At 65.9% G+C, this 19,671-nt stretch carries 18 protein-coding genes and 1 tRNA gene; 3 read left to right on the top strand and 16 right to left on the bottom strand.

Annotation, left to right across the window (positions count from 1 at the left end; genetic code table 11):
* Positions 1-21 precede the first annotated feature (21 nt).
* Complete coding sequence (locus QP552_RS07855; protein ID WP_286075494.1) at positions 22-960, bottom strand: helix-turn-helix transcriptional regulator; 939 nt, start codon at positions 958-960, stop codon at positions 22-24.
* Between the two features lie 139 nt (positions 961-1,099).
* Between QP552_RS07855 and QP552_RS07850 the strand changes: the two genes are divergently transcribed.
* The gene (locus QP552_RS07850; protein WP_286075493.1) at positions 1,100-3,430 is read left to right on the top strand and encodes a TonB-dependent receptor; all 2,331 of its coding nucleotides are present in this window, start codon (positions 1,100-1,102) and stop codon (positions 3,428-3,430) included.
* A 120-nt stretch (positions 3,431-3,550) separates the two neighbouring features.
* Here the strand turns inward: QP552_RS07850 and QP552_RS07845 are convergent.
* The 15 genes from QP552_RS07845 to rlmE all read right to left on the bottom strand — a co-directional run bounded on the left by QP552_RS07845 (position 3,551) and on the right by rlmE (position 18,910).
* Positions 3,551-3,643: transfer RNA gene (locus QP552_RS07845), tRNA-Ser, on the bottom strand.
* A gap of 78 nt (positions 3,644-3,721) precedes the next feature.
* Positions 3,722-3,925: a carbon storage regulator CsrA gene (csrA, locus tag QP552_RS07840; protein WP_004152909.1), complete on the bottom strand. Its 204-nt coding sequence runs from the start codon at positions 3,923-3,925 to the stop codon at positions 3,722-3,724.
* A 147-nt stretch (positions 3,926-4,072) separates the two neighbouring features.
* Positions 4,073-6,721, bottom strand: coding sequence for an alanine--tRNA ligase (gene alaS, locus QP552_RS07835; RefSeq protein ID WP_111113578.1), 2,649 nt, complete (start codon positions 6,719-6,721; stop codon positions 4,073-4,075).
* Positions 6,722-6,830: 109 nt separating this feature from the next.
* Positions 6,831-7,322: a recombination regulator RecX gene (gene recX, locus QP552_RS07830; protein WP_106550719.1), complete on the bottom strand. Its 492-nt coding sequence runs from the start codon at positions 7,320-7,322 to the stop codon at positions 6,831-6,833.
* Between the two features lie 110 nt (positions 7,323-7,432).
* The gene (gene recA, locus QP552_RS07825) at positions 7,433-8,470 is read right to left on the bottom strand and encodes a recombinase RecA (RefSeq protein ID WP_049428133.1); all 1,038 of its coding nucleotides are present in this window, start codon (positions 8,468-8,470) and stop codon (positions 7,433-7,435) included.
* Between the two features lie 204 nt (positions 8,471-8,674).
* Entirely contained in the window at positions 8,675-9,310 is a 636-nt protein-coding gene (gene lexA, locus QP552_RS07820; RefSeq protein ID WP_057498317.1) for a transcriptional repressor LexA, read from the bottom strand.
* A 227-nt stretch (positions 9,311-9,537) separates the two neighbouring features.
* Positions 9,538-11,220 carry a 2-polyprenylphenol 6-hydroxylase gene (gene ubiB, locus QP552_RS07815; RefSeq protein ID WP_106550724.1) on the bottom strand — a complete coding sequence of 561 codons (1,683 nt, stop codon included), beginning with the start codon at positions 11,218-11,220 and terminating at the stop codon, positions 9,538-9,540.
* A 34-nt stretch (positions 11,221-11,254) separates the two neighbouring features.
* Positions 11,255-11,749, bottom strand: coding sequence for a nicotinamide-nucleotide amidohydrolase family protein (locus QP552_RS07810; protein ID WP_010484249.1), 495 nt, complete (start codon positions 11,747-11,749; stop codon positions 11,255-11,257).
* Positions 11,750-11,852: 103 nt separating this feature from the next.
* Positions 11,853-13,163: a ribosome rescue GTPase HflX gene (gene hflX, locus QP552_RS07805; protein ID WP_106550720.1), complete on the bottom strand. Its 1,311-nt coding sequence runs from the start codon at positions 13,161-13,163 to the stop codon at positions 11,853-11,855.
* A gap of 14 nt (positions 13,164-13,177) precedes the next feature.
* Positions 13,178-13,453 (bottom strand): RNA chaperone Hfq, encoded by a 276-nt coding sequence (hfq, locus tag QP552_RS07800; protein WP_004152891.1) that lies wholly within the window; start codon positions 13,451-13,453, stop codon positions 13,178-13,180.
* 96 nt (positions 13,454-13,549) lie between these two features.
* Entirely contained in the window at positions 13,550-14,503 is a 954-nt protein-coding gene (miaA, locus tag QP552_RS07795) for a tRNA (adenosine(37)-N6)-dimethylallyltransferase MiaA (protein WP_286075492.1), read from the bottom strand.
* A complete protein-coding gene (gene folP / locus QP552_RS07790) occupies positions 14,503-15,399 on the bottom strand; it encodes a dihydropteroate synthase (protein ID WP_286075491.1) in 897 nt (298 codons plus the stop codon). The genes miaA and folP overlap by 1 nt, the downstream gene beginning before the upstream one ends.
* A 587-nt stretch (positions 15,400-15,986) precedes the next feature.
* Positions 15,987-16,172, bottom strand: coding sequence for a hypothetical protein (locus tag QP552_RS07785; protein WP_008265807.1), 186 nt, complete (start codon positions 16,170-16,172; stop codon positions 15,987-15,989).
* Between the two features lie 101 nt (positions 16,173-16,273).
* A complete protein-coding gene (ftsH, locus tag QP552_RS07780; protein WP_049427664.1) occupies positions 16,274-18,208 on the bottom strand; it encodes an ATP-dependent zinc metalloprotease FtsH in 1,935 nt (644 codons plus the stop codon).
* Between the two features lie 69 nt (positions 18,209-18,277).
* Entirely contained in the window at positions 18,278-18,910 is a 633-nt protein-coding gene (gene rlmE, locus QP552_RS07775) for a 23S rRNA (uridine(2552)-2'-O)-methyltransferase RlmE (RefSeq protein ID WP_005409014.1), read from the bottom strand.
* Between the two features lie 65 nt (positions 18,911-18,975).
* Here rlmE and yhbY point away from each other — a divergent pair, with 65 nt between their 5' ends.
* Together yhbY and QP552_RS07765 are read left to right on the top strand one after the other, a co-directional pair.
* A complete protein-coding gene (gene yhbY, locus QP552_RS07770; protein WP_004152868.1) occupies positions 18,976-19,281 on the top strand; it encodes a ribosome assembly RNA-binding protein YhbY in 306 nt (101 codons plus the stop codon).
* Positions 19,282-19,294: 13 nt separating this feature from the next.
* A complete protein-coding gene (locus QP552_RS07765; RefSeq protein WP_111113573.1) occupies positions 19,295-19,669 on the top strand; it encodes an Mth938-like domain-containing protein in 375 nt (124 codons plus the stop codon).
* Positions 19,670-19,671 lie beyond the last annotated feature (2 nt).

Below are 19,671 nucleotides of genomic sequence, written 5' to 3'. Positions count from 1 at the left end.
GCTGCCGACGATGACCCGGATTCAGCGGAACTGGCTGGGGGCGATGCCGTAACGTGCACGGAACGCGGTCGCGAAGTTGGTGGCGTGCCGATAGCCGACCAGATGTGCGGCCTGCTGCACGCTGCAGCCCTGCCGCAGCTGCTCGCAGGCCAGTTGCAGGCGCCGCTCGCGCAGCCAGCCAAACACGGAGCATTGGTGCACCTGCTGGAACTTCAGGCGCAGGCTGCTCGGGCTCATGCAGGCCAGGCGTGCCAGCGCCTCCAGGCTGTGTTCGGCGGCCGGTGCCGACTGCAGGCAATCGATCACCCGTTCCAGCATGCGGCGGTCACGCGCTGAAACACGCAGGTCCGGCAAGGCATCCCCTGCAGGTGCGCCCAGCGCCTGTGCCAGCATCTGCAGGCCGATACCCTCGCACAGCAACGCATGCATCGCGCCGTGCCAGGTGCCCGACAGCACCTGATCGGCGGCGCGCTCCAGATGCCCGGGCACCTGCCAACCCCGCAACCGCGGCTGACCGCCGCGACGCGCAGTGGACAGCAGTTCGCTGATCACCGGATCGTCGATCCCGGCGGTTGCATCCAGCGAGACATTCAGGCTGCGCATCCGCTGCCCGGCGGGATGAATCGCAGTCATCGGCGCCGCCTCGGAAAGCACCATCGCACCGGCACCTGGACGCATGCCGGTCACCGCCTGCCCCGCCAGCCGCGCTCCAGCGCGTCCCTCCAGCATCACGATCGCCGAGAAGGCCGGCGGCGATTCCGACGTCGCCTCGAACGGCTGATGGGCGATCACGTCCGACAGCGCCAGGGTGATCCCCGGGCGCAGGCAACGCTGCTCCACCCTGCCCTGCACCACGCAACGCTCCACCGAGCCATCGGCTGAGGCCACTGCAGGCAATCGGTAGTGGAAGCCGCTGCTGCGGCCCAGTCGATCAAGGTCGGCAAGGGAGAGGCTGTGCATGGTGCGCCTGCAGAGAATCCGCGGCCATTCTGATATGAGAACCATTCTCATATCCAGTCCTCATGGCAGGGCCCAATCCGCCCTTGTTGACATAAATAGTTACGTTATAACATTTCACGTCAACTTCACGGATCGTGTCATGCGTCGTCATCTCCTTGCTGCAGCCATTCTGTTCGCCGTCCAGTCCGCCCAGGCCGCGGACGAACCCACCCTTCCCACCCTCCGGGTCGAGGCCACCCAACCCTCGCGCATCGACAGCCGGGTCACCGTCGACAACCCGCAGGCGCAGAACCGCACCCTGGGCAACCTGCTGGAGCACGTCTCCGGCGTGCAGAGCAGCGCCTTCGGGCCGAATGCCGGCGCGCCGGTCATCCGCAGCCTCAGCGGCAACCGCGTGCAGATCCTGCAGGACGGCCAGTCCATCCTCGGCATGAACGCGATCAGCGGCGATATCAGCATTCCGTTCGACCCGCTGTTCGTGCGCAGCGTCACCGTCAACAAGTCGTCCGATACCGTGCGCTACGGTGGCAACGCGATCGGCGGCAGCGTGGAGATCGACTCCGGCCTGATCTCGCGCAGAATGGAAGACAAGGACCAGTCGATGGAACTGGTCCTGCGCAAGGGCTTCAATGCCGCCGACGCGCAGGGCTTCCGCATGAACTTCAACAACCAGCGCAACGTCTCGACCAACCTGCAGGTCTCGCGCCAGCGCATCTCGCACTACGACATCCCCGGCAACAGCAAGGCCAGTGTCTGCAATACGCGCCTGTTCCCGCCGACCGGTGGCGTGAACTCTGCGCTGGCCGACAGCTGCCAGAAGGAAGCGCGCGTGCAGCAGATCTACAACAAGGCCTCGCAGCCTTACATCGACCAGTTCATGACCGAGAACCCGGACTGGGCCGACGGTGATTTCTCGTTCTACACCAACAACCCGACTTCGGTCTGGCAGCGCCGCACCTACATCAACCCGGTCAATCCTGCCTATGTCGCTGGCACGCCCTCATACGTGCAGAAACAGATCAACAACGATGTGACGCCCAACTACCATCACCGGCTGGGCAACAGCTACGCGCGCAACTCGCAGGTGGCGTTCGGGTCAACCCTGTTCTTCGACCGTGGCTACGTGGGCGTCAGCATCGATGCCAAGGACAGCGAGTACGGCGTGCCTGGTTTCTCGATGCAGAACCTGTCGTTCGGTTCCAACTATGCCGATGGGCTGCCGGTGGGCGTGGTGATCAAGCAGCAGCGCTACGCGCTGGAAACACTGCTGCGCGATCCGCTGCCGGGGTTCGAGCGTGCCGAACTGCGCGTTTCCAGGCTCGACAATACCTCCGGCGAACGGCTGGGTGCTTCCAAGGCCAACGACTACGATTTCGAGAGTACCCAGGCCGAACTGCTGCTCAGCCACCAGCGGATCGGACCACTCAGCGGCCTGCTCGGTTTCAGCCACCAGTCGCGTGACGTGACCGGCAGTGGCTCGCTGCGCTATCTGCCTGATGTGGATTCCCGCAGCAACGCGGTGTTCCTGAAGGAAACGCTGGACGTCGGCTGGGCCACCTTCGATGCCGGCGTGCGCCACGAGCGTGTCGATCACGAACTGCAGCCGAGCCGCTTCAAGACCGCGCGCAATGCTGCCAACACGAAACTGCAGGATCGTTCCTACCGGCTCAACAGCTACAGCCTGGGTTCGTATGTCGAGCTCGGTCCGTTGTTCGCCGCCAAGGTGCGCTACTCATCCTCCCAGCGCGCACCGGAGATCAATGAGTTGTATGCGAGCAACGCGCACTACTCGGTGATGACGCAGGAAGAAGGCAACCAGAATCTTGAGCCGGAACGCGCGAAGAACCTGGAGCTGACCGGCCTGTTCCACGTCGGCGGTTTCGAACTGTCGGCCACCGCCTACCGGATGAAGTACGAGAACTATCTCTACCTCGGCTATTCCGGCGTGCAGACGGCCAACCGCCTGCCGCTGAAGTACTGGAAGCAGACCGGCACCACGGTGAAGGGCTTCGAGATCGACGCATCGCAGGCTCTGGACCTTGGCCGCTATGGCACGTTGAACCTCTCCGCCTTCGCCGATCTGGTGAAGAACAAGGCCGATCGCCCCGATTCGCTGCGCGCCCACAACGATGGCGAGTACCTGCCGAACATGCCGACCAACCGCTACGGTGCCAACCTGCAGTGGCAGCGCGAAGGCTGGAAGGCACAGCTGTCCAGCACCTATTACGACACGCAGAAGTACCTCGGCCGCAACGTGAGCGAGGAAGTGCCGCTGGATGCCTTCAACCTGGTCGACCTGCAGGTCAGTCGTGAGCTGCCGGTACGCAACAGCTACATCGCCGGCATGGAGGTGTTCGTCAATGGCAGCAACCTGCTCAACGAGGAAGCACGCCCGCACAACTCGCCGCTGAAATACATCGCGCCGTTGCCGGGGCGTGGGTTCCAGGTGGGGGTGACGGTAAGGCTCTGAGCCGGGGGCATCCGAAGCGCCATCCATTGATCGATGATCAGTGGATGGTGCACCGGCAATGAGTGCCGCCATAAAGAAAAACGCCTGCAGATCGAGGATCTGCAGGCGCTTCTTTGTATCTGGCGGAGTGAGAGGGATTCGAACCCTCGATAGAGCTTTTGACCCTATACTCCCTTAGCAGGGGAGCCCCTTCGGCCACTCGGGCATCACTCCGGGGTTTTCTCCGCGTCTGGTGCGTTGCACCTCAGCGGGGCGTGAATCATAACGTTAATCGAGTGCGAAGGTAAAGCGTTATTCGGCAGAATTTTCGCTACCGGTGCCACCGGCTTCGTCACCGCGCTGGATGCGCTGATAGATCTCTTCGCGATGCACAGCGACGTCCTTCGGCGCGGTGATGCCGATACGCACCTGGTTACCCTTGACGCCAAGCACGGTGACGCTCACCGAGTCACCGATCATCAGGGTTTCGCCGACGCGGCGAGTCAGGATCAACATTTTTGTAAGTCTCCATGGAACCGTGTGGAAGGGTATCCCCCACCGGCTTGACGCTCCGTCAAGAAGCGCTACCACGACAAAGGGAAAAGATTCGCAATGGTACCGTCAGCCGTCCCGCTCCTACAAGGAGGGGGACGGCCAGGTTCATCACAGGCGGGGGCTGACCCATTCGACGACTGCAGCCAGCGCAGTGGCAAGGGCGGGCCCGTCCTCGCCACCACCCTGGGCGAGGTCCGGGCGTCCGCCGCCCTTGCCCCCGATCTGACTGGCGATATGGGACAACAGTTCCCCGGCCTTGACCTTGCCCATTGCACTGCCGTTCACACCCGCGACCAGGGCGGCCTTGCCGTCCTGGGCGCCGGCCAGCACGATCACCGCGTCGCCCAGCTGCTGCTTGAGGCGGTCCATGGCGTCACGCAGGGCCTTGGCATCGAAGCCCTCCAGGCGGGACGCCAGCACCTTCACGCCGGCGACCTCGACGGCCTGGCTGGACAGGTCGGCCGTGGCACCTGCGGCGACCTTGGCCTTCACGGCTTCCAGTTCGCGCTCCAGCTGCTTCTGGCGCTGGCCAAGGGCACGGATCTTCTCGACCACGTCGGTAGCGCTACCGCCGAGCAGTTCAGCGGCCTCGGCCAGGCGGGCCTCTTCGGCGTCCACGTAATCCAGGGCGCCCTGGCCGGTAACGGCCTCGATGCGGCGCACGCCGGCGGAGACACCGCCCTCGGAGGTGATCTTGAACAGGCCGATGTCGCCGGTGCGGTTGACGTGGGTACCACCGCACAGCTCGGTGGAGTAGTCACCCATCTTCAGCACGCGCACGTGCTCGCCGTACTTCTCGCCGAACAGTGCCATCGCACCGAAGTCCAGCGCTTCCTGCATGCCCATGTTGTGCACTTCGGCGGCGTTGTTGGCGCGCACCTGCTGGTTGACCTTGCGCTCGATCACGGCAAGCTCTTCCGCGCTGATCGGCTGGAAGTGCGAGAAGTCGAAACGCAGGCGGTCCGGAGCGACCAGCGAGCCCTTCTGCTGCACGTGGGTGCCCAGCACTTCGCGCAGGGCGGCGTGCAGCAGATGGGTGGCCGAGTGGTTGAGGATGGTGGCGCCGCGGCGCTCGCCATCGACCTGGCCGGACAGCACGTCGCCGACCTTCAGGCCGCCGTCGGACAGGGTGCCGACGTGGCCATGGAACTGGCCGGCGAACTTCTGGGTGTCGTCCACCGCCAGGCGTACGCCGTTGCCGGTCAGCACGCCGGTGTCGCCGACCTGGCCACCGGATTCGGCGTAGAACGGGGTCTGGTCGGTGATCACGATGACTGCATCACCGGCATCGGCCGACTGCACCGGTCGACCGTCCTTCAGCACGGCCAGCACGGTCAGGCCATCGGCCTGCAGGCGGTCGTAGCCCAGGAAGCGGGTCGGGCTGAGGGTCGCCACCAGCTCGGCCGGCAGGGTCACGCCGCCGCCGAACTTGCCGGCCGCACGTGCGGTTTCGCGCTGCTGCTCCATCGCAGCATCGAAGCCGGCGATGTCGACCGTCAGGTCGCGCTCGCGAGCGATGTCCTGGGTCAGGTCGAGCGGGAAACCATAGGTGTCGTACAGGCGGAAGGCGTCAACGCCCGGGATCACGCCATTGCTGGCCTTGCCCGCGACGTCCTCGAAGATCTTCATGCCGGCGTCGAGGGTTTCAGCGAAACGCTCTTCCTCGGCCTGCAGCGCACGGGTGACGGTGTCCACCGCTGCCGGCAGTTCCGGATAGGCCTCGCCCATCTGCTCGACCAGGGTCGGCACCAGCTTGCTGAAGAACGGCTGGCGCACGCCCAGCATCCAGCCATGGCGCAGGGCGCGGCGGATGATACGGCGCAGCACGTAACCACGGCCTTCGTTGGACGGCAGCACGCCATCGACGATCAGGAACGAACAGGCACGGATGTGATCGGCGATCACGCGCAGCGACTTGTTTTCCAGGTCGGCGGTGCCGGTCAGCTCGGAAGCCTTGCGGATCAGTGCCTGGAACAGGTCGATCTCGTAGTTGGTGTGCACGTGCTGCAGGATCGCCGCCAGGCGCTCCAGGCCCATGCCGGTGTCCACGCACGGCGCCGGCAGCGGCACCAGGGTGCCGTCGGGCTGGCGGTCGAACTGCATGAACACCAGGTTCCAGATCTCGATGAAGCGGTCACCGTCTTCATCCGGAGAACCCGGGGGGCCACCGGCAATATGGTCGCCGTGGTCGTAGAAGATCTCGGTGCACGGGCCACAGGGGCCAGTGTCGGCCATCTGCCAGAAGTTGTCCGAAGCGAACGGCGCACCCTTGTTGTCGCCGATGCGCACGATGCGCTCTTCCGGAACGCCGACCATGTCGCGCCACAGTTCGTAGGCTTCGTCGTCGGTCTGGTAGACGGTGACCAGCAGGCGATCGGCCGGCAGCTTCCAGACCTGGGTCAGCAGCTCCCAGGCCCAGGCGATCGCGTCCTTCTTGAAGTAGTCGCCGAACGACCAGTTGCCCAGCATTTCAAAGAAGGTGTGATGGCGCGCGGTGTAGCCGACCTGGTCGAGGTCGTTGTGCTTGCCGCCCGCGCGCAGGCAGCGCTGGACGTCGGCTGCACGCACGTAGCTGCGCTTCTCCGCACCAAGGAACACGTCCTTGAACTGCACCATGCCGGAGTTGGTGAACAGCAGGGTCGGATCATTGCCCGGCACCAGCGGCGCCGACGGCACGATGGTGTGGCCTTTGCCCTTGAAGAATTCAAGGAAGTCACTGCGGATCTGGGAGGTCGTGAATTTGGCGGATGCGTTCATTGGGGGCTGGCAGTCTGCGGGCCGGCGGGCCCGGACCACCGGCCGCGTTGGCCAGGGTCGCGAGGGACCGCCGAAAACCTAAAGGGTATCAGGCCCGGCGCCGCCAGTCTCAGTCATCCGGGTCGTAGCGGGTCGCGCGACGGATACTGTCGCCGTCGAAGCCGCGTCGGGCCAGCAGATCGGCCGCCTTCCGCCGTTGCGCCAGGTCCTGCGGGCCGGCCTCGCCGAAGCGTCGGCGGACCAGGTCACGGGCGTTTTCCTGCCAGTCGCCTTCGTAGCTGTCCATCGCTGCGGCAATCGCGGCACTGTCCAGGCCGTGGGTGCCGAGTTCGGCACGGACATGGATCGGCCCATAGCCGGTGTTGGCGCGCATCCGCACCAGGTTCTCGGCGAAGCGGGTGTCGTCCTGCCAGCCGGCCTCGGTCAGCTTGGCGACAGCGGCCTGCGCGGCTTCGTCTTCGATGCCACGGGCGGTCAGCTTGCGGGTGAGTTCCTTGCGCGAGTGCTCGCGGCGGACCAGCAGGCCCAGCGCCCGTTGCACGGGGCTCTGCTCACGCGGCCGGCGCTTGCGGCCGGTCGGAATGTCTTCGGCGTCGGACATGGGTACTCCAAGGGTGGCGCCATCCGTGGCGCCCAGCCCATCCCTGGGCGATTCGAACCTGCGGGACAGGGCGACGTCACTGACGGCGCCGCCCTGCCCCACAGCAAGCCTTACTCGTCGTCGCCTTCGTCGTCGCCTTCCTCGCGGGCCGCTTCGGCCGGCTGGAATTTCTCGCGCAGCTCGGCCTCGAGCTTGGCGGCGACGGTCGGGTTGTCGCGCAGGTAGCCGCGGGCGTTGTCCTTGCCCTGGCCAATGCGTTCTTCACCGTAGCTGTACCAGGCGCCGGCCTTCTCGACCAGCTTGGCATCCACACCCATGTCGATCAGTTCGCCTTCGCGGCTGATGCCTTCGCCATACAGGATCTCGGTGATGACCTGCTTGAACGGAGGTGCCAGCTTGTTCTTGACGACCTTGATCTTGGTCTGGTTGCCGATGATCTCGTCACCCTTCTTGATCGCGCCGATGCGGCGGATGTCCAGGCGGACCGAGGCGTAGAACTTCAGCGCGTTGCCGCCGGTGGTGGTTTCCGGGCTCTGGCCCGGCATCATCACGCCGATCTTCATGCGCAGCTGGTTGATGAAGATCACCAGGGTGTTGGAGCGCTTGATGTTGCCGGTCAGCTTGCGCAGCGCCTGGCTCATCAGGCGGGCCTGCAGGCCCGGCAGCTGGTCGCCCATCTCGCCTTCGATTTCAGCCTTCGGGGTCAGCGCGGCGACCGAGTCGATCACCAGGATGTCGACCGAGCCCGAACGGACCAGCATGTCGGCGATTTCCAGCGCCTGCTCACCGGTATCCGGCTGCGACAGCAGCAGGTCGTCCACGTTCACGCCCAGCTTGGCGGCGTAGATCGGGTCCAGCGCATGCTCGGCGTCGATGAAGGCCGCGGTGCCGCCCAGCTTCTGGCATTCGGCAATGGCCTGCAGGGTCAGCGTGGTCTTGCCCGAGGATTCCGGCCCGTAGATCTCGACGACACGGCCCTTCGGCAGACCACCAATGCCCAGTGCGATGTCGAGCATCAGCGAACCGGTCGGAATGGCTTCGACGGGCTCGACCACGCGGTCGCCCATGCGCATCACCGAGCCCTTGCCGAACTGCTTTTCGATCTGGCCCAGAGCTGCAGCGAGGGCGCGCTTCTTGTTCTCGTCCATCGGATTGGTCCTTGCAGAGGTCGTGTCGTTGGGGGTGCTGTCTTTGGGGGTCTTCTTTGCCATGGGTTCACTTTAAGTCGGACGTATCGCACAGGCTGAGATTCTGCCCGGCGCTCTGAAAAGAATTATCGGACATCCGTACCAACCTCAGTGGAACCAGAGAATCGCCACAAAAGACCGCGGGGTAATGCGCTATGGAACGGGTCAACGGTTGGGCCGCAGCAGGCCGCAATAGAGGCCTTCGATCGCGAAGTCCTGGTCCGGCAGCACCTCGATCGGCTTGTAATCGGGGTTGCGCGGCAGCAGACGGATGCGGTCCTTGGCGATCTTCAGGAGCTTGACGGTGATCTCGTCATCGATGCGGGCCACCACGATCTGCCCGGAATGGGCGTCGCGGGTGCGGTGCACGCCGATCAGGTCACCATCGAAGATGCCCTCGTCGATCATCGAATCGCCCTGCACCTTCAGCAGGTAGTCCGGTGCCGGCGAGAAGAACACCCGATCCAGCACCACGAAGTCGTCCGAGCCGATATCGGCGCCGATCGGCAGGCCGGCCGCAACCCGGCCCAGCACCGGCAGGCGCAGTACGCTGTCGGGCAGGCCCGGTTCGGCCAGCTTCTCGACCGCCGGCGCCTGTACCAGGCGGATGCCCCGGGCCTGGCCCGGAATGCGACGGATCGCACCGGCCTGCTCCAGGGCTTCCAGGTGGTACTGGGCCGCGCGTACGCCCTTGAAGCCGAACGCACGTGCGATTTCCGTCTGCGACGGCGGTGCGCCTTCGCTCTCGATACGCTCGGCGATCAACTGCAGGATCGCCTGCTGGGTGTCGGTCAGGTCCATGGTTAGTAGTATTACTACTAATATCCAGGACTGCAAGTGCCGGGGGCGACACGGAGTGATGCGGGCCTGTTGGGCCGGGGCATGCTCGGCAGGCGCGCCCCGGCCAGCCAGCCGGTCGAAGAAGGCAAAGGCAAGGGCAAAAGCAGATGCACCCGACTGACAGTCGGCTCTACAGGAATCGCTGCGCGATTCCGCGGTTCCCGTTGGGAACCGCTGCGGCAAGCACACTACGTGTGCTTGCCGCTTCTCCATATCGAAAACAGGATCCACACGCCGCAGAAGCCGGCACCGATGAAGCCGCATACGCCCAGCGCCAGCAGCCAGCGGCTGGAGACGCCGCCGACGCTGTGCATCACGATCGAGGAACCGATGATCAGCGCGGCGGTGACGATGCCCATCACCAGCCGGTTCGCTGCGCGGTTCACCTGTTCGCCAAAGCCCTGCAGCGCCGTGGTTTCCACCTTCAACTGCAGGCGTCCACGGCGCGCGGCCTGCACCAGCTTGCGCAGGTCCCGAGGCAGCTCACCGGCAAAGTCGACCAGGCCCAACAGGCTGCGGCGGCCACGCTTGAGCAGTGCCCTGGGCGCATAGCGCTGCAGCACCACCCGCTCCAGGAACGGGCGCGCGGCACTGGCCATGTCGAAATCCGGGTCCAGCTGCCGGCCCATGCCTTCCAGGGTCAGGAACGCCTTGATCATCAGCGCCAGGTCGGCCGGCAGGGTCAGGCTGTAGCTGCGCAGCAGCTGGGTGATGTCGCCCAGCATCAGGCCGATGCGCAGGTCCTTCAGCGGCACACCACGGTATTGATCTACGAACTGGCTGATATCGTGCTGCAGCCGGTTCTCGTCCACCTCAACTCCGCCGGCCCAGTCCAGCAGCACGTCGGCCACGCCCTGCGGATCCTGTTCGACCAGCCCGTGCAGCAGCTGCGCGACCTGGAAGCGGCGCACTTCGGACAGCGCGCCGACCATGCCGAAGTCGATCACGCCGATACGGCCGTCACGCAGGTAGATGATGTTGCCGGGGTGCGGGTCGGCATGGAAGCTGCCGTCCTCGAGCACCATCTTCAACACGATGTCGGCGCCGCGTCGGGCCAGCTCGCGGCGGTCCAGCCCGGCCGCATCGACACCGGCCAGGTCTCGGCCGGGAATGCCGTCGACGAAATCCTGCACGTTCAGGCTCTCGCAGGTCCACTGCCAGTGCACGCTGGGTATCAGGATGTCGTCACGGCCGTTGAAGTTGCGCGCGATGCGCTCGGCGTTGCGGCACTCGGCGGCGAAATCCAGTTCGCGGCGCAGTGACACGGTGAACTGTTGCACGACCTCGGCCGGACGATAGCGACGCAGGTCCGGCAGGCGCGCCTCGACGATCTCGGCCAGGCGGGCCAGCAGCCGCAGGTCGGCCTCGACCACATCGCGGATACCCGGGCGCCGCACCTTCAGCACCACCTGACGGCCGTCATGCAGGCGCGCGCGATGGGCCTGCGCCAGCGAGGCGGCGGCCATCGGGGTTTCATCGAGGAAGGCGAACACTTCCGTCGGCGAGGCGCCAAGGTCGGCTTCTAGCTGCTCTCGGATATCCGCGTACGGCAGCGCCGGCACCGCGTTCTGCAGTTCGGACAGTTCAGCGATCCATTCCGGCGGCAGCAGGTCAACGCGCGTCGCCAGCACCTGCCCGAGCTTGACGAAAGTGGGACCGAGATCCTGCATCGCGCTGCGCACGCGCACCGGCGCGGTCATCCGCAGCAGTTCCTGCCGCTCTTCGTTCCAGTGCAGCAGGCGGCCTGCCCGCTCCAGCGTGCTGGCCAGGCCGATGCGCCGCACCACGTCACCAAAGCCATAGCGGATCAGGACAACCGCGATTTCCTGCAGTCGGCCCAGGTCACGGACCGTGCCCAGCGTTTCCCACATCATGCGTGCTCCGGACGATTACCGGAGCAGCATGTCACAGCTGGGCGTCGATACCGCGCAATGCCGCCGCCACGGTTTGCCGGCGGATGGCTTCGCGGTCGCCATCGAACTGGAACAGCTCGGCGCGGGCATAGCCGCCACGGCGCTTCCAGCCGATCCAGACACTGCCGACCGGCTTGTCCGGGCTGCCACCGCCGGGGCCGGCGATGCCGGTCACCGCCACCGCGATGCCGGCACCGGAATTGACCAGCGCGCCGGAGACCATTTCCAGCACGGTTTCGCGGCTGACCGCACCGAACTGCTCCAGGGTCTGCGCGCGCACGCCGAGCAGGCGCTGCTTGGCTTCGTAGCTGTAGACCACCATGCCGCAGTCGAAGAACGCCGAGGAACCGGCAATGTCGGTCATGCACTTGGCGATCCAGCCACCACTGCAGCTTTCAGCGGTCACCAGCTGCAGCGAGGCCTGCTGCAGGCGCTGCCCGAGCGCGGCGGACTGGGCATTGAGTTCAGCGTCGGTGGGGATGGACATCGGCATGACGGTGGGGTGAAGAACCTGCACGTTGTACCGCAGATGACAGCCTGATGTCGCGCACCGCCGCAATGGCAGCCGCCGGGCATGGCCCGGCGCTACCTCACCACTCCGGCAGCTTCTCCGGGAGCAGCGACCGGATCGGTGCACCGTCGGCACTGGCGGCCAGCTTTTCGGCTTCGGCGATCGGCAGGTCAACCTGCAGCAGCCAGCCCTCTTCATCCGCCTGTTCGCTGCGGATCACTTCCAGCTGGTGCAGCCGCGCGCGCAGGCGACCGGCATCGGGTGGCAGACGCAGTTCGCCGGTGACGTGCTGCAGGCCCAGGCGCTTGCCCAGCACCGCCTGCAGCAGCTCCAGGCCCTGCCCGTCGCGTGCGGAAATCCACACCCGCTCGCGGCGCGATTCGTCCGGGATGCCATCCTGACCGTCGTGGCGGACGTCGGCACCGTCGATGCGGTCGATCTTGTTGAACACCAGCAGCTGCGGCAGATCACCGGCACCGACCGCGGTCAGCACCTCGTCCACCTGGGCGATGCGCTCCTCACGATGCGGATCGGCAGCATCGACCACGTGCAGCAGGAAATCGGCCTCGCGTGCCTCCGACAGTGTCGAGCGGAACGCGGCGACCAGATCATGCGGCAGGTCGCGGACGAAACCGACGGTGTCGGCCAGCACCACGTTGCCACCGGGCACAGCGATGCGGCGCACGGTCGGGTCCAGCGTGGCGAACAGCTGGTCGGCGGCATAGGCCTCGGCACCGGTCATGGCATTGAACAGGGTCGACTTGCCGGCGTTGGTGTAGCCCACCAGGGCCACGCGCGGCAGCTCGCTGCGCACGCGCGCACGGCGCATCTGGGTGCGCTGTACTTCGACCTTTTCCAGGCGCTTCTGCAGCTGCTCGACCCGCTTCTGCAGCAGGCGGCGGTCGGTTTCCAGCTGGGTTTCACCCGGGCCGCGCAGGCCGATCGAACCGCCGCGCTGGCGTTCCAGATGGGTCCAGCCGCGCACCAGCCGCGTGGCCAGGTGGCGCAGCTGCGCCAGCTCGACCTGCAGCTTGCCTTCGTGGCTGTGCGCACGCTGGGCGAAGATGTCCAGGATCAGGCCGGTACGGTCAATCACCCGGCGCTCCAGGAAGCGTTCCAGGTTGCGCTCCTGGCCCGGACTCAAGGCATGGTTGACCAGGATCAGGTCGGCACCGCTGGCGTCGGCCGCCGCCTTGATCTCGTCCAGCTTGCCGCTGCCGATCAGGGTCGACGGATTGGGGCGGTCCAGCCGCGCGGTAATGGTCGCGGCGATGCTGGCCCCAGCCGAGCGGGCCAGATCACCGAACTCTTCCAGCACATCGTCTTCCAGCTTGCCGAAATGCGGCTGGATCAACAGGGCGTGTTCGCCCTTTTTCGAGCGGTCAAACATTCACCGCTCCGGTCTTACTCGTCTGCTTCATCACCTGCCTGACCACCTTCACCCGACTGCACGTAACCACCGCCCGGGCCGACCTTCACGTTGCGTGCCGGAACGACCGTGGAAATGGCGTGCTTGTAGACCATCTGACTGACCGTGTTACGCAGCAGAACCACGAACTGGTCGAACGACTCGATCGTGCCCTGCAACTTGATGCCGTTGACCAGGTACACCGAAACCGGCACACGTTCGCGCCGCAGTGCGTTCAAGAAAGGATCCTGCAGCGATTGCCCCTTGGACATTGCACACTCCTGATTATTGTTCTTATTGGGTTGCCGACGGTTGCCACGGCCCCCGAGCCGCCCGCCGACCGATGATGTTACACGGCCGGCGGGGGTTCAGCGTGCGACGAAGGTCGACACCGCGCCGGCCAGGCGCTCTCCATCCACATGGGGGTCGAACCAGCGCGCATCAAGCTCGCCGCGCAGCCAGGTCAGCTGGCGCTTGGCCAGCTGGCGGGTGGCGAAGATCGCCTTGTCACGGAAACGGGCGGCATCACCCTCGCCGTCCAGGTATTCCCAGGCCTGGCGGTAGCCGACCGCGCGCACCGCCGGCAGGTCCAGCGGCGCCGTCACGGCGGCCATTTCCGGCATTGCACGGAGTGCCCGCACCTCATCCAGGAAGCCCTGCGCCAGCATGAGATCGAAGCGGGCCTCGATGCGCTGGTGCAGTACCGCGCGGTCACGCGGGGCCAGGATCAGTTTCAGGGTGCGCACCGGCAACGGCGCCACGCCCGGCCGGCGCTGCCATTCAGAGATGGGGGTGCCGGTGAGGCGATAGACCTCCAGCGCCCGTTGGATGCGCTGCGGGTCGGTGGCATGGATCCGCGCGGCCGCGGCCGGATCGACCTCGGCCAGCTCCGCATGCAGCGCTGCCCAGCCACGCTCGGCAGCTTCGGCGCTGAGCGCTTCACGCATCTCCGGGTTGGCCTCCGGCATCGGCGACAGGCCCTGCAGCAGGGCCCGGAAGTACAGCCCTGTGCCACCTGCCAGGATCGGCGTTTTGCCACGCGCCACGATGTCGGCCACGACCCGGCCGGCATCGGCGGCGAACTCGGCCGCCGAATAGGTCTGCCACGGATCGCGCAGGTCCAGCAGATGGTGCGGCGCCTGCGCACGCTCGGCGGCGTCGGGCTTGGCCGAACCGATATCCAGATGGCGGTAGACCAGCGCCGAATCGACGCTGACGATCTCGCCGTCCAGTTGCCGGGCCAGGGCGATCGCCGTGGCGGTCTTGCCACTGGCAGTCGGACCCATCACGGCGATCGCCAGCGGCCGCCGGTCGATACCCATCAGTCTTCGTCCGGCCAGCGGATCGACGGCGTGGCGTCGGCACGTGGTGCCGGCACGGCGTCGACGGCCTGCCAGATCTTCAGCGCATCGACGGTGGCTGCCACGTCATGCACGCGCACGATTCGCGCGCCGCGCTGGACCGCGATCAGATGCGCCGCCACCGAGGCAGCCACACGCTCGGAGGGCATGTCGCGGCCGGTCAGTTCGCCAAGGCTGCGCTTCCGTGACAGGCCGGCCAGCATCGGCACGCCCAGCTCCAGGAAACGCTCGGAGCGTGCCAGCAGGGTCATGTTGTGGGCAGTGGTCTTGCCGAAACCGAAGCCGAGATCGATCAGCAGGTTCTTCTTGGCGATACCGGCCATTTCCGCAGCGAACAGCCGCTGCACCAGGAAACCGTGCACCTCGGCGACCACATCGTCGTAGTGCGGATCGGCCTGCATATGGCCCGGCTCACCCTGCATGTGCATCAGCACCACCGGCACGCCGGCGTCGGCAGCGGCTTCCAATGCGCCGTCCTGGCGCAGGCCGAAAATGTCGTTGATCATGCCGGCGCCGGCCACCACGGCTGCGCGCATCACTTCTGGCTTGAAGGTGTCGACGCTGATCGGCACGGCGCTGCGCGCGGCCAACTGCTCGATCACCGGAATCACACGACGCAGTTCTTCCTCGACCGATACCGGCGCAGCGCCCGGACGGGTCGATTCGCCGCCGATGTCGAGCAGGTCGGCGCCCTCCTCCACCAGTTTCAGGCCGTGCGCGACCGCGGCTTCGGTAGTGTCGTGCGCGCCGCCGTCGGAGAACGAGTCCGGGGTGACGTTGACGATGCCCATGACCCGGGCACGGTCCAGGCGCAGGATGCGGCCGGCGCAATCGAGCTGGGGCGAGGTATCGAACATGGGCAATCCTGCAGGGACAACGGCGGGTAGTTTAGTTCGGCAGGGCGGCGCCCTGCACCCGCAGAGGCAACGGCCAAAGCCAAAGCCAAAGCAGCGCTGGATTGCTGATGGTCTGGCGGGACGGTGTGGGGCTGCAGGACGCGCCGTAAACCCGTCCTTGGGGGCTCGATGGCGCCATCCATGGCGCCAACGGTCCTGCAGCCCCACACCGCCCCGCCTTCGGCAGATTCCCGGTGACGGTTGGATGGGGCCCGGTAGATCCACGCCATGCGTGGATGCTCTTCGTTCAATTCTCGAAATACTCGAATTCGATGGAGACTCATCCACGCATGGCGTGGATCTACCGTGTCGACCAGGGTCGATACCTACCAACAGCAGCAGGAATCTGTCAGAGGTGGGGCGGTGTCGGATGACGGGGTGTCAGCCGCATGGATGCGGCTGCCAAGCCCCCATGGATGGGTTTACGGCGTCCCCGCCCTCCGACACCGCCCCGCCAAACCACGGAATGTTGCTGTTGCTGTTGCTGCTGAGGTTGCCGGCCAGCGGCCGGCACTACCGCGGGTGCAGGGCGCAGCCCTGCCGCGCCCTCAACGGCGGCGGCGCTTGCGATCCACGTAGAGGGTCTTGGCAATGCTCAGCACGATGCCAACGGCGATACCCACCACACAGCCCAGCAGCAGATTGTCAGCGCCAAGGCCCACACCCACGCCGACCACGGTGGCGATGACCATTTCGACGGTGTGGGAAATCGGTTCGGGCTTCGGGGCGGACATGCAGACTCCAGCGTCAGTTCAGTTCAGCAGATGGGCCAGTGGCCCGGAAACGACGAAGCCGGGTTGCCCCGGCCTCGTCTGGTGTCACCTGCAGCGGGCCGTCAGTGCGATTCGGCCGGGCCTGCGATCGGCGGCAGCGGACGGGCGTCGCCGCCCTTGTCGTCGCCACCGTCCTTGTTCGACTTGTTCCAGCCGGCCGGCGGCGGCGGATCGCGACCTTCCATGATGGCGTCGATCTGCGGCGCATCGATGGTCTCGTACTGCAGCAGCAGCTGGGACATCGCGTGCAGCTTGTCCAGGTTGGCGGTCATCAGCTCGGTGGTACGCGCATAGGCCTCATCGAGGATGTTGCGCACTTCCTCGTCAATGCGGCGCGCGGTGTCGTTGGAGACACTCTTGTGCTGGGTGACCGAACGGCCCAGGAACACCTCGTCGTCCTCTTCGCCATAGGCGATCGGGCCAAGCTGGTCGGAAAGACCCCACTTGGTGACCATGTTGCGGGCCATCTTGGTGGCACGCTCGATGTCGTTGGAGGCGCCGGTGGTGACCTTGTCGGCACCGAAGATCAGCTCCTCGGCCACGCGGCCGCCGTACAGCGAGCACAGCTGCGACTTGATCGCCACGCGGTTCATCGAGTACTTGTCGCCTTCCGGCAGGTACATGGTCACACCCAGCGCGCGGCCGCGCGGGATGATGGTGACCTTGTAGACCGGATCATGCTCGGGCACCAGGCGGCCAACGATGGCGTGGCCGGCTTCGTGGTAGGCGGTGAGGGTCTTCTCCTCCTCGCTCATGGCCATCGAACGACGCTCGGCACCCATCAGGATCTTGTCGCGGGCACGGTCGAAGTGGTCCATGCGGACTTCCTTCTCGTTGCCACGGGCGGCAAACAGGGCGGCCTCGTTGCAGAGGTTGGCCAGGTCGGCACCGGAGAAGCCCGGGGTACCACGCGCGATCACCATCGGCTCGACGTCGTCGGCCAGCGGCAGCTTGCGCATGTGCACCTTCAGGATGTGTTCGCGGCCCTTCACGTCCGGCAGGCCGACCACGACCTGGCGGTCGAAGCGGCCCGGACGCAGCAGCGCCGGGTCCAGCACGTCCGGACGGTTGGTCGCGGCGATCACGATCACGCCTTCGCCACCCTCGAAACCGTCCATCTCGACCAGCAGCTGGTTCAAGGTCTGCTCGCGCTCGTCATGACCGCCGCCCAGGCCGGCACCACGGTGGCGACCGACGGCGTCGATTTCGTCGATGAAGATGATGCACGGGGCGTGCTTCTTGGCCTGCTCGAACATGTCGCGCACGCGGCTGGCGCCGACGCCGACGAACATTTCCACGAAGTCCGAACCGGAGATCGAGAAGAACGGCACCTTGGCTTCGCCAGCGATGGCCTTGGCCAGCAGCGTCTTGCCGGTACCCGGCGGGCCCACCATCAGCACGCCGCGCGGAATCTTGCCGCCCAGCTTGGTGAACTTGGACGGGTCGCGCAGGAAGTCGACCAGCTCGCCCACTTCTTCCTTGGCCTCGTCGCAGCCGGCGACGTCGGCGAAGGTGACCTTGATCTGGTCTTCGCCCTGCAGCTTGGCGCGCGACTTGCCGAAGGACATCGCGCCCTTGGCACCGCCGCCACCGCCCTGCATCTGGCGCATGATGAACAACCAGAAGCCGATGATCAGGATGACCGGCAGGAAATTCATCAGGATCGCACCGAGGGAAATGCCGCTGGACGGCTCCTCCTGCACGATTTCCACGTTCTTGGTACGCAGCACGTTGATCAGGTCACGATCGAACGGCGCGGTGATGGTGGACGACTGCCCACCGCGGGTGGTGTAGGTCAGCTGGCTGGTGCCGCCGCGCATGTCGCCGCCGAAAGCGACCTTCTGCACGTTGCCGCTGTCCACCTGGTCCAGGAACTGCGAATACGACGCGCCCTGCGCCCCGGCCCCGGAGGACTTGGGCGAGAAGCTCTGGAAGACCACCATCAGCACGACGGCGACGACCACCCATAGCAGGAGGTTCTTGGTCAAGTCGTTCATCCTCATTGGCTCCGGTGTTCCTCTTAGTGCTGGCGTTGCGTTGGGGTCGAACTTGCGTACGTTGCGAGCTTACTTCATGTGGGCGCGTTTTCCCTGACCCAAGGCATACACCTCGGGCGAGCGCTTGCGCGACGCTTCCGGCTTGCGGATGGAGACCTTGTCGTACCGGCGGCGCATGTCGCGCACGTAGTCATCAAAGCCTTCACCCTGGAACAGCTTGATCAGGAACGCCCCACCAGTCTTCAGGTGGTTGTCGGCAAAATCCAGGGCCAGCTCCGCCAGGTGCATCATCCGCGGCTGGTCAACCGCGCCCACACCACTCTTATTGGGGGCCATGTCCGACAGCACAAGGTCTACCGGCTGATCCCCGAGCATGGCTTCAAACTGCGATAGGACGGCTTCTTCCCTGAAGTCACCATGAAGGAACTCAACGCCGGCCAGCGGCGGCATGTCCAGGATGTCCAGGGCGAGCACGCGGCCGGTGTCGCCGATCTGTCTCCGCACCTGCTGAGACCAGCCACCCGGCGCCGCACCGAGGTCGACCACCACCATGTGCGGCTTCAGCAACCGGTCACGTTCAAGCAGCTCTTCGAGCTTGTAGGCGGCGCGCGAGCGCATGCCTTCGGCCTGGGCCTTCTTCACGAAGGGGTCGGAGAAGTGTTCCTTGAGCCAGCGCTGGCTGCTTTTGCTGCGGGTAGCCATTGAAAATAGGGGCTGATGGGGTCCTCATGATACCCTGATCGCCCCATTCAACCGTCTTTTCCTGCATGTCCATCGCCCTGACCGCCTCCCAGACCCGTTTCCTGCGCGGCCAAGCCCACGACCTGAAGGCCCTGCTGCAGACCGGCGGCAAGGGTGTGACCCCGGCCTTCATCGCTGAGCTGAACGAAGTGCTGGAGCGCCACGAGCTGGTCAAGGTGAAGGTCGCTGCCGAAGACCGCGACGCCCGTGACGTGATGATCGGCGAGATCGTCGAAGCCACCGAGAGCGCGCTGGTGCAGCGCATCGGCCACGTCGCCGTGCTGTACCGCCCGAGCAAGGAACAGCGCCAGATCGTGCTGCCGCGCGGCTGATCGCCCGACTGCCATGCAGCTGAACCACGAACCGTCCGATTACGCCTACAGCCTGCGCGCCGCCGACGGCCGCTCGGCCCGGGTCAACGAGCTGGTGCTGGGCAGCAGCTTCTTCCTGACCCCGGACCAGCTGGTCGAGCGCTGGCCGGTGAAGCAGGCCGCCGAACTGCAGCTGGCCGACCTGGAGCCGATCCTGGCGCTGAATCCGGCACTGATCGTGCTTGGCACCGGTGACCGCCAGGTGTTCCCGCCGGCGGTGGTGATGGCCGCCTGCCTGTCGCGCGGGATCGGCCTGGAAGTGATGAACAATCCGGCCGCCGCGCGCACCTTCAACATCCTTGCAGGCGAAGGCCGCAAGGTTGCCGCCGCCTTCATTCTCGAAGGCTGACG

This window comes from Stenotrophomonas sp. 59 (assembly GCF_030291095.1).
Taxonomy (GTDB): domain Bacteria; phylum Pseudomonadota; class Gammaproteobacteria; order Xanthomonadales; family Xanthomonadaceae; genus Stenotrophomonas; species Stenotrophomonas maltophilia_Q.
The sequence above is the reverse complement of the archived record's forward strand: the minus strand, read 5'-3'. Positions and strand labels throughout refer to the sequence as shown.

What these genes read in the sequence shown, in the direction of transcription:
- QP552_RS07855 (WP_286075494.1), bottom strand. Translation starts at nt 960, where the DNA reads ATGCACAGCCTCTCCCTTGCCGACCTTGATCGACTGGGCCGCAGCAGC.
- QP552_RS07850 (WP_286075493.1), top strand. Translation starts at nt 1,100, where the DNA reads ATGCGTCGTCATCTCCTTGCTGCAGCCATTCTGTTCGCCGTCCAGTCC.
- csrA (WP_004152909.1), bottom strand. Translation starts at nt 3,925, where the DNA reads ATGTTGATCCTGACTCGCCGCGTCGGCGAAACCCTGATGATCGGTGAC.
- alaS (WP_111113578.1), bottom strand. Translation starts at nt 6,721, where the DNA reads ATGAACGCATCCGCCAAATTCACGACCTCCCAGATCCGCAGTGACTTC.
- recX (WP_106550719.1), bottom strand. Translation starts at nt 7,322, where the DNA reads ATGTCCGACGCCGAAGACATTCCGACCGGCCGCAAGCGCCGGCCGCGT.
- recA (WP_049428133.1), bottom strand. Translation starts at nt 8,470, where the DNA reads ATGGACGAGAACAAGAAGCGCGCCCTCGCTGCAGCTCTGGGCCAGATC.
- lexA (WP_057498317.1), bottom strand. Translation starts at nt 9,310, where the DNA reads ATGGACCTGACCGACACCCAGCAGGCGATCCTGCAGTTGATCGCCGAG.
- ubiB (WP_106550724.1), bottom strand. Translation starts at nt 11,220, where the DNA reads ATGTGGGAAACGCTGGGCACGGTCCGTGACCTGGGCCGACTGCAGGAA.
- QP552_RS07810 (WP_010484249.1), bottom strand. Translation starts at nt 11,749, where the DNA reads ATGTCCATCCCCACCGACGCTGAACTCAATGCCCAGTCCGCCGCGCTC.
- hflX (WP_106550720.1), bottom strand. Translation starts at nt 13,163, where the DNA reads ATGTTTGACCGCTCGAAAAAGGGCGAACACGCCCTGTTGATCCAGCCG.
- hfq (WP_004152891.1), bottom strand. Translation starts at nt 13,453, where the DNA reads ATGTCCAAGGGGCAATCGCTGCAGGATCCTTTCTTGAACGCACTGCGG.
- miaA (WP_286075492.1), bottom strand. Translation starts at nt 14,503, where the DNA reads ATGGGTATCGACCGGCGGCCGCTGGCGATCGCCGTGATGGGTCCGACT.
- folP (WP_286075491.1), bottom strand. Translation starts at nt 15,399, where the DNA reads ATGTTCGATACCTCGCCCCAGCTCGATTGCGCCGGCCGCATCCTGCGC.
- QP552_RS07785 (WP_008265807.1), bottom strand. Translation starts at nt 16,172, where the DNA reads ATGTCCGCCCCGAAGCCCGAACCGATTTCCCACACCGTCGAAATGGTC.
- ftsH (WP_049427664.1), bottom strand. Translation starts at nt 18,208, where the DNA reads ATGAACGACTTGACCAAGAACCTCCTGCTATGGGTGGTCGTCGCCGTC.
- rlmE (WP_005409014.1), bottom strand. Translation starts at nt 18,910, where the DNA reads ATGGCTACCCGCAGCAAAAGCAGCCAGCGCTGGCTCAAGGAACACTTC.
- yhbY (WP_004152868.1), top strand. Translation starts at nt 18,976, where the DNA reads ATGTCCATCGCCCTGACCGCCTCCCAGACCCGTTTCCTGCGCGGCCAA.
- QP552_RS07765 (WP_111113573.1), top strand. Translation starts at nt 19,295, where the DNA reads ATGCAGCTGAACCACGAACCGTCCGATTACGCCTACAGCCTGCGCGCC.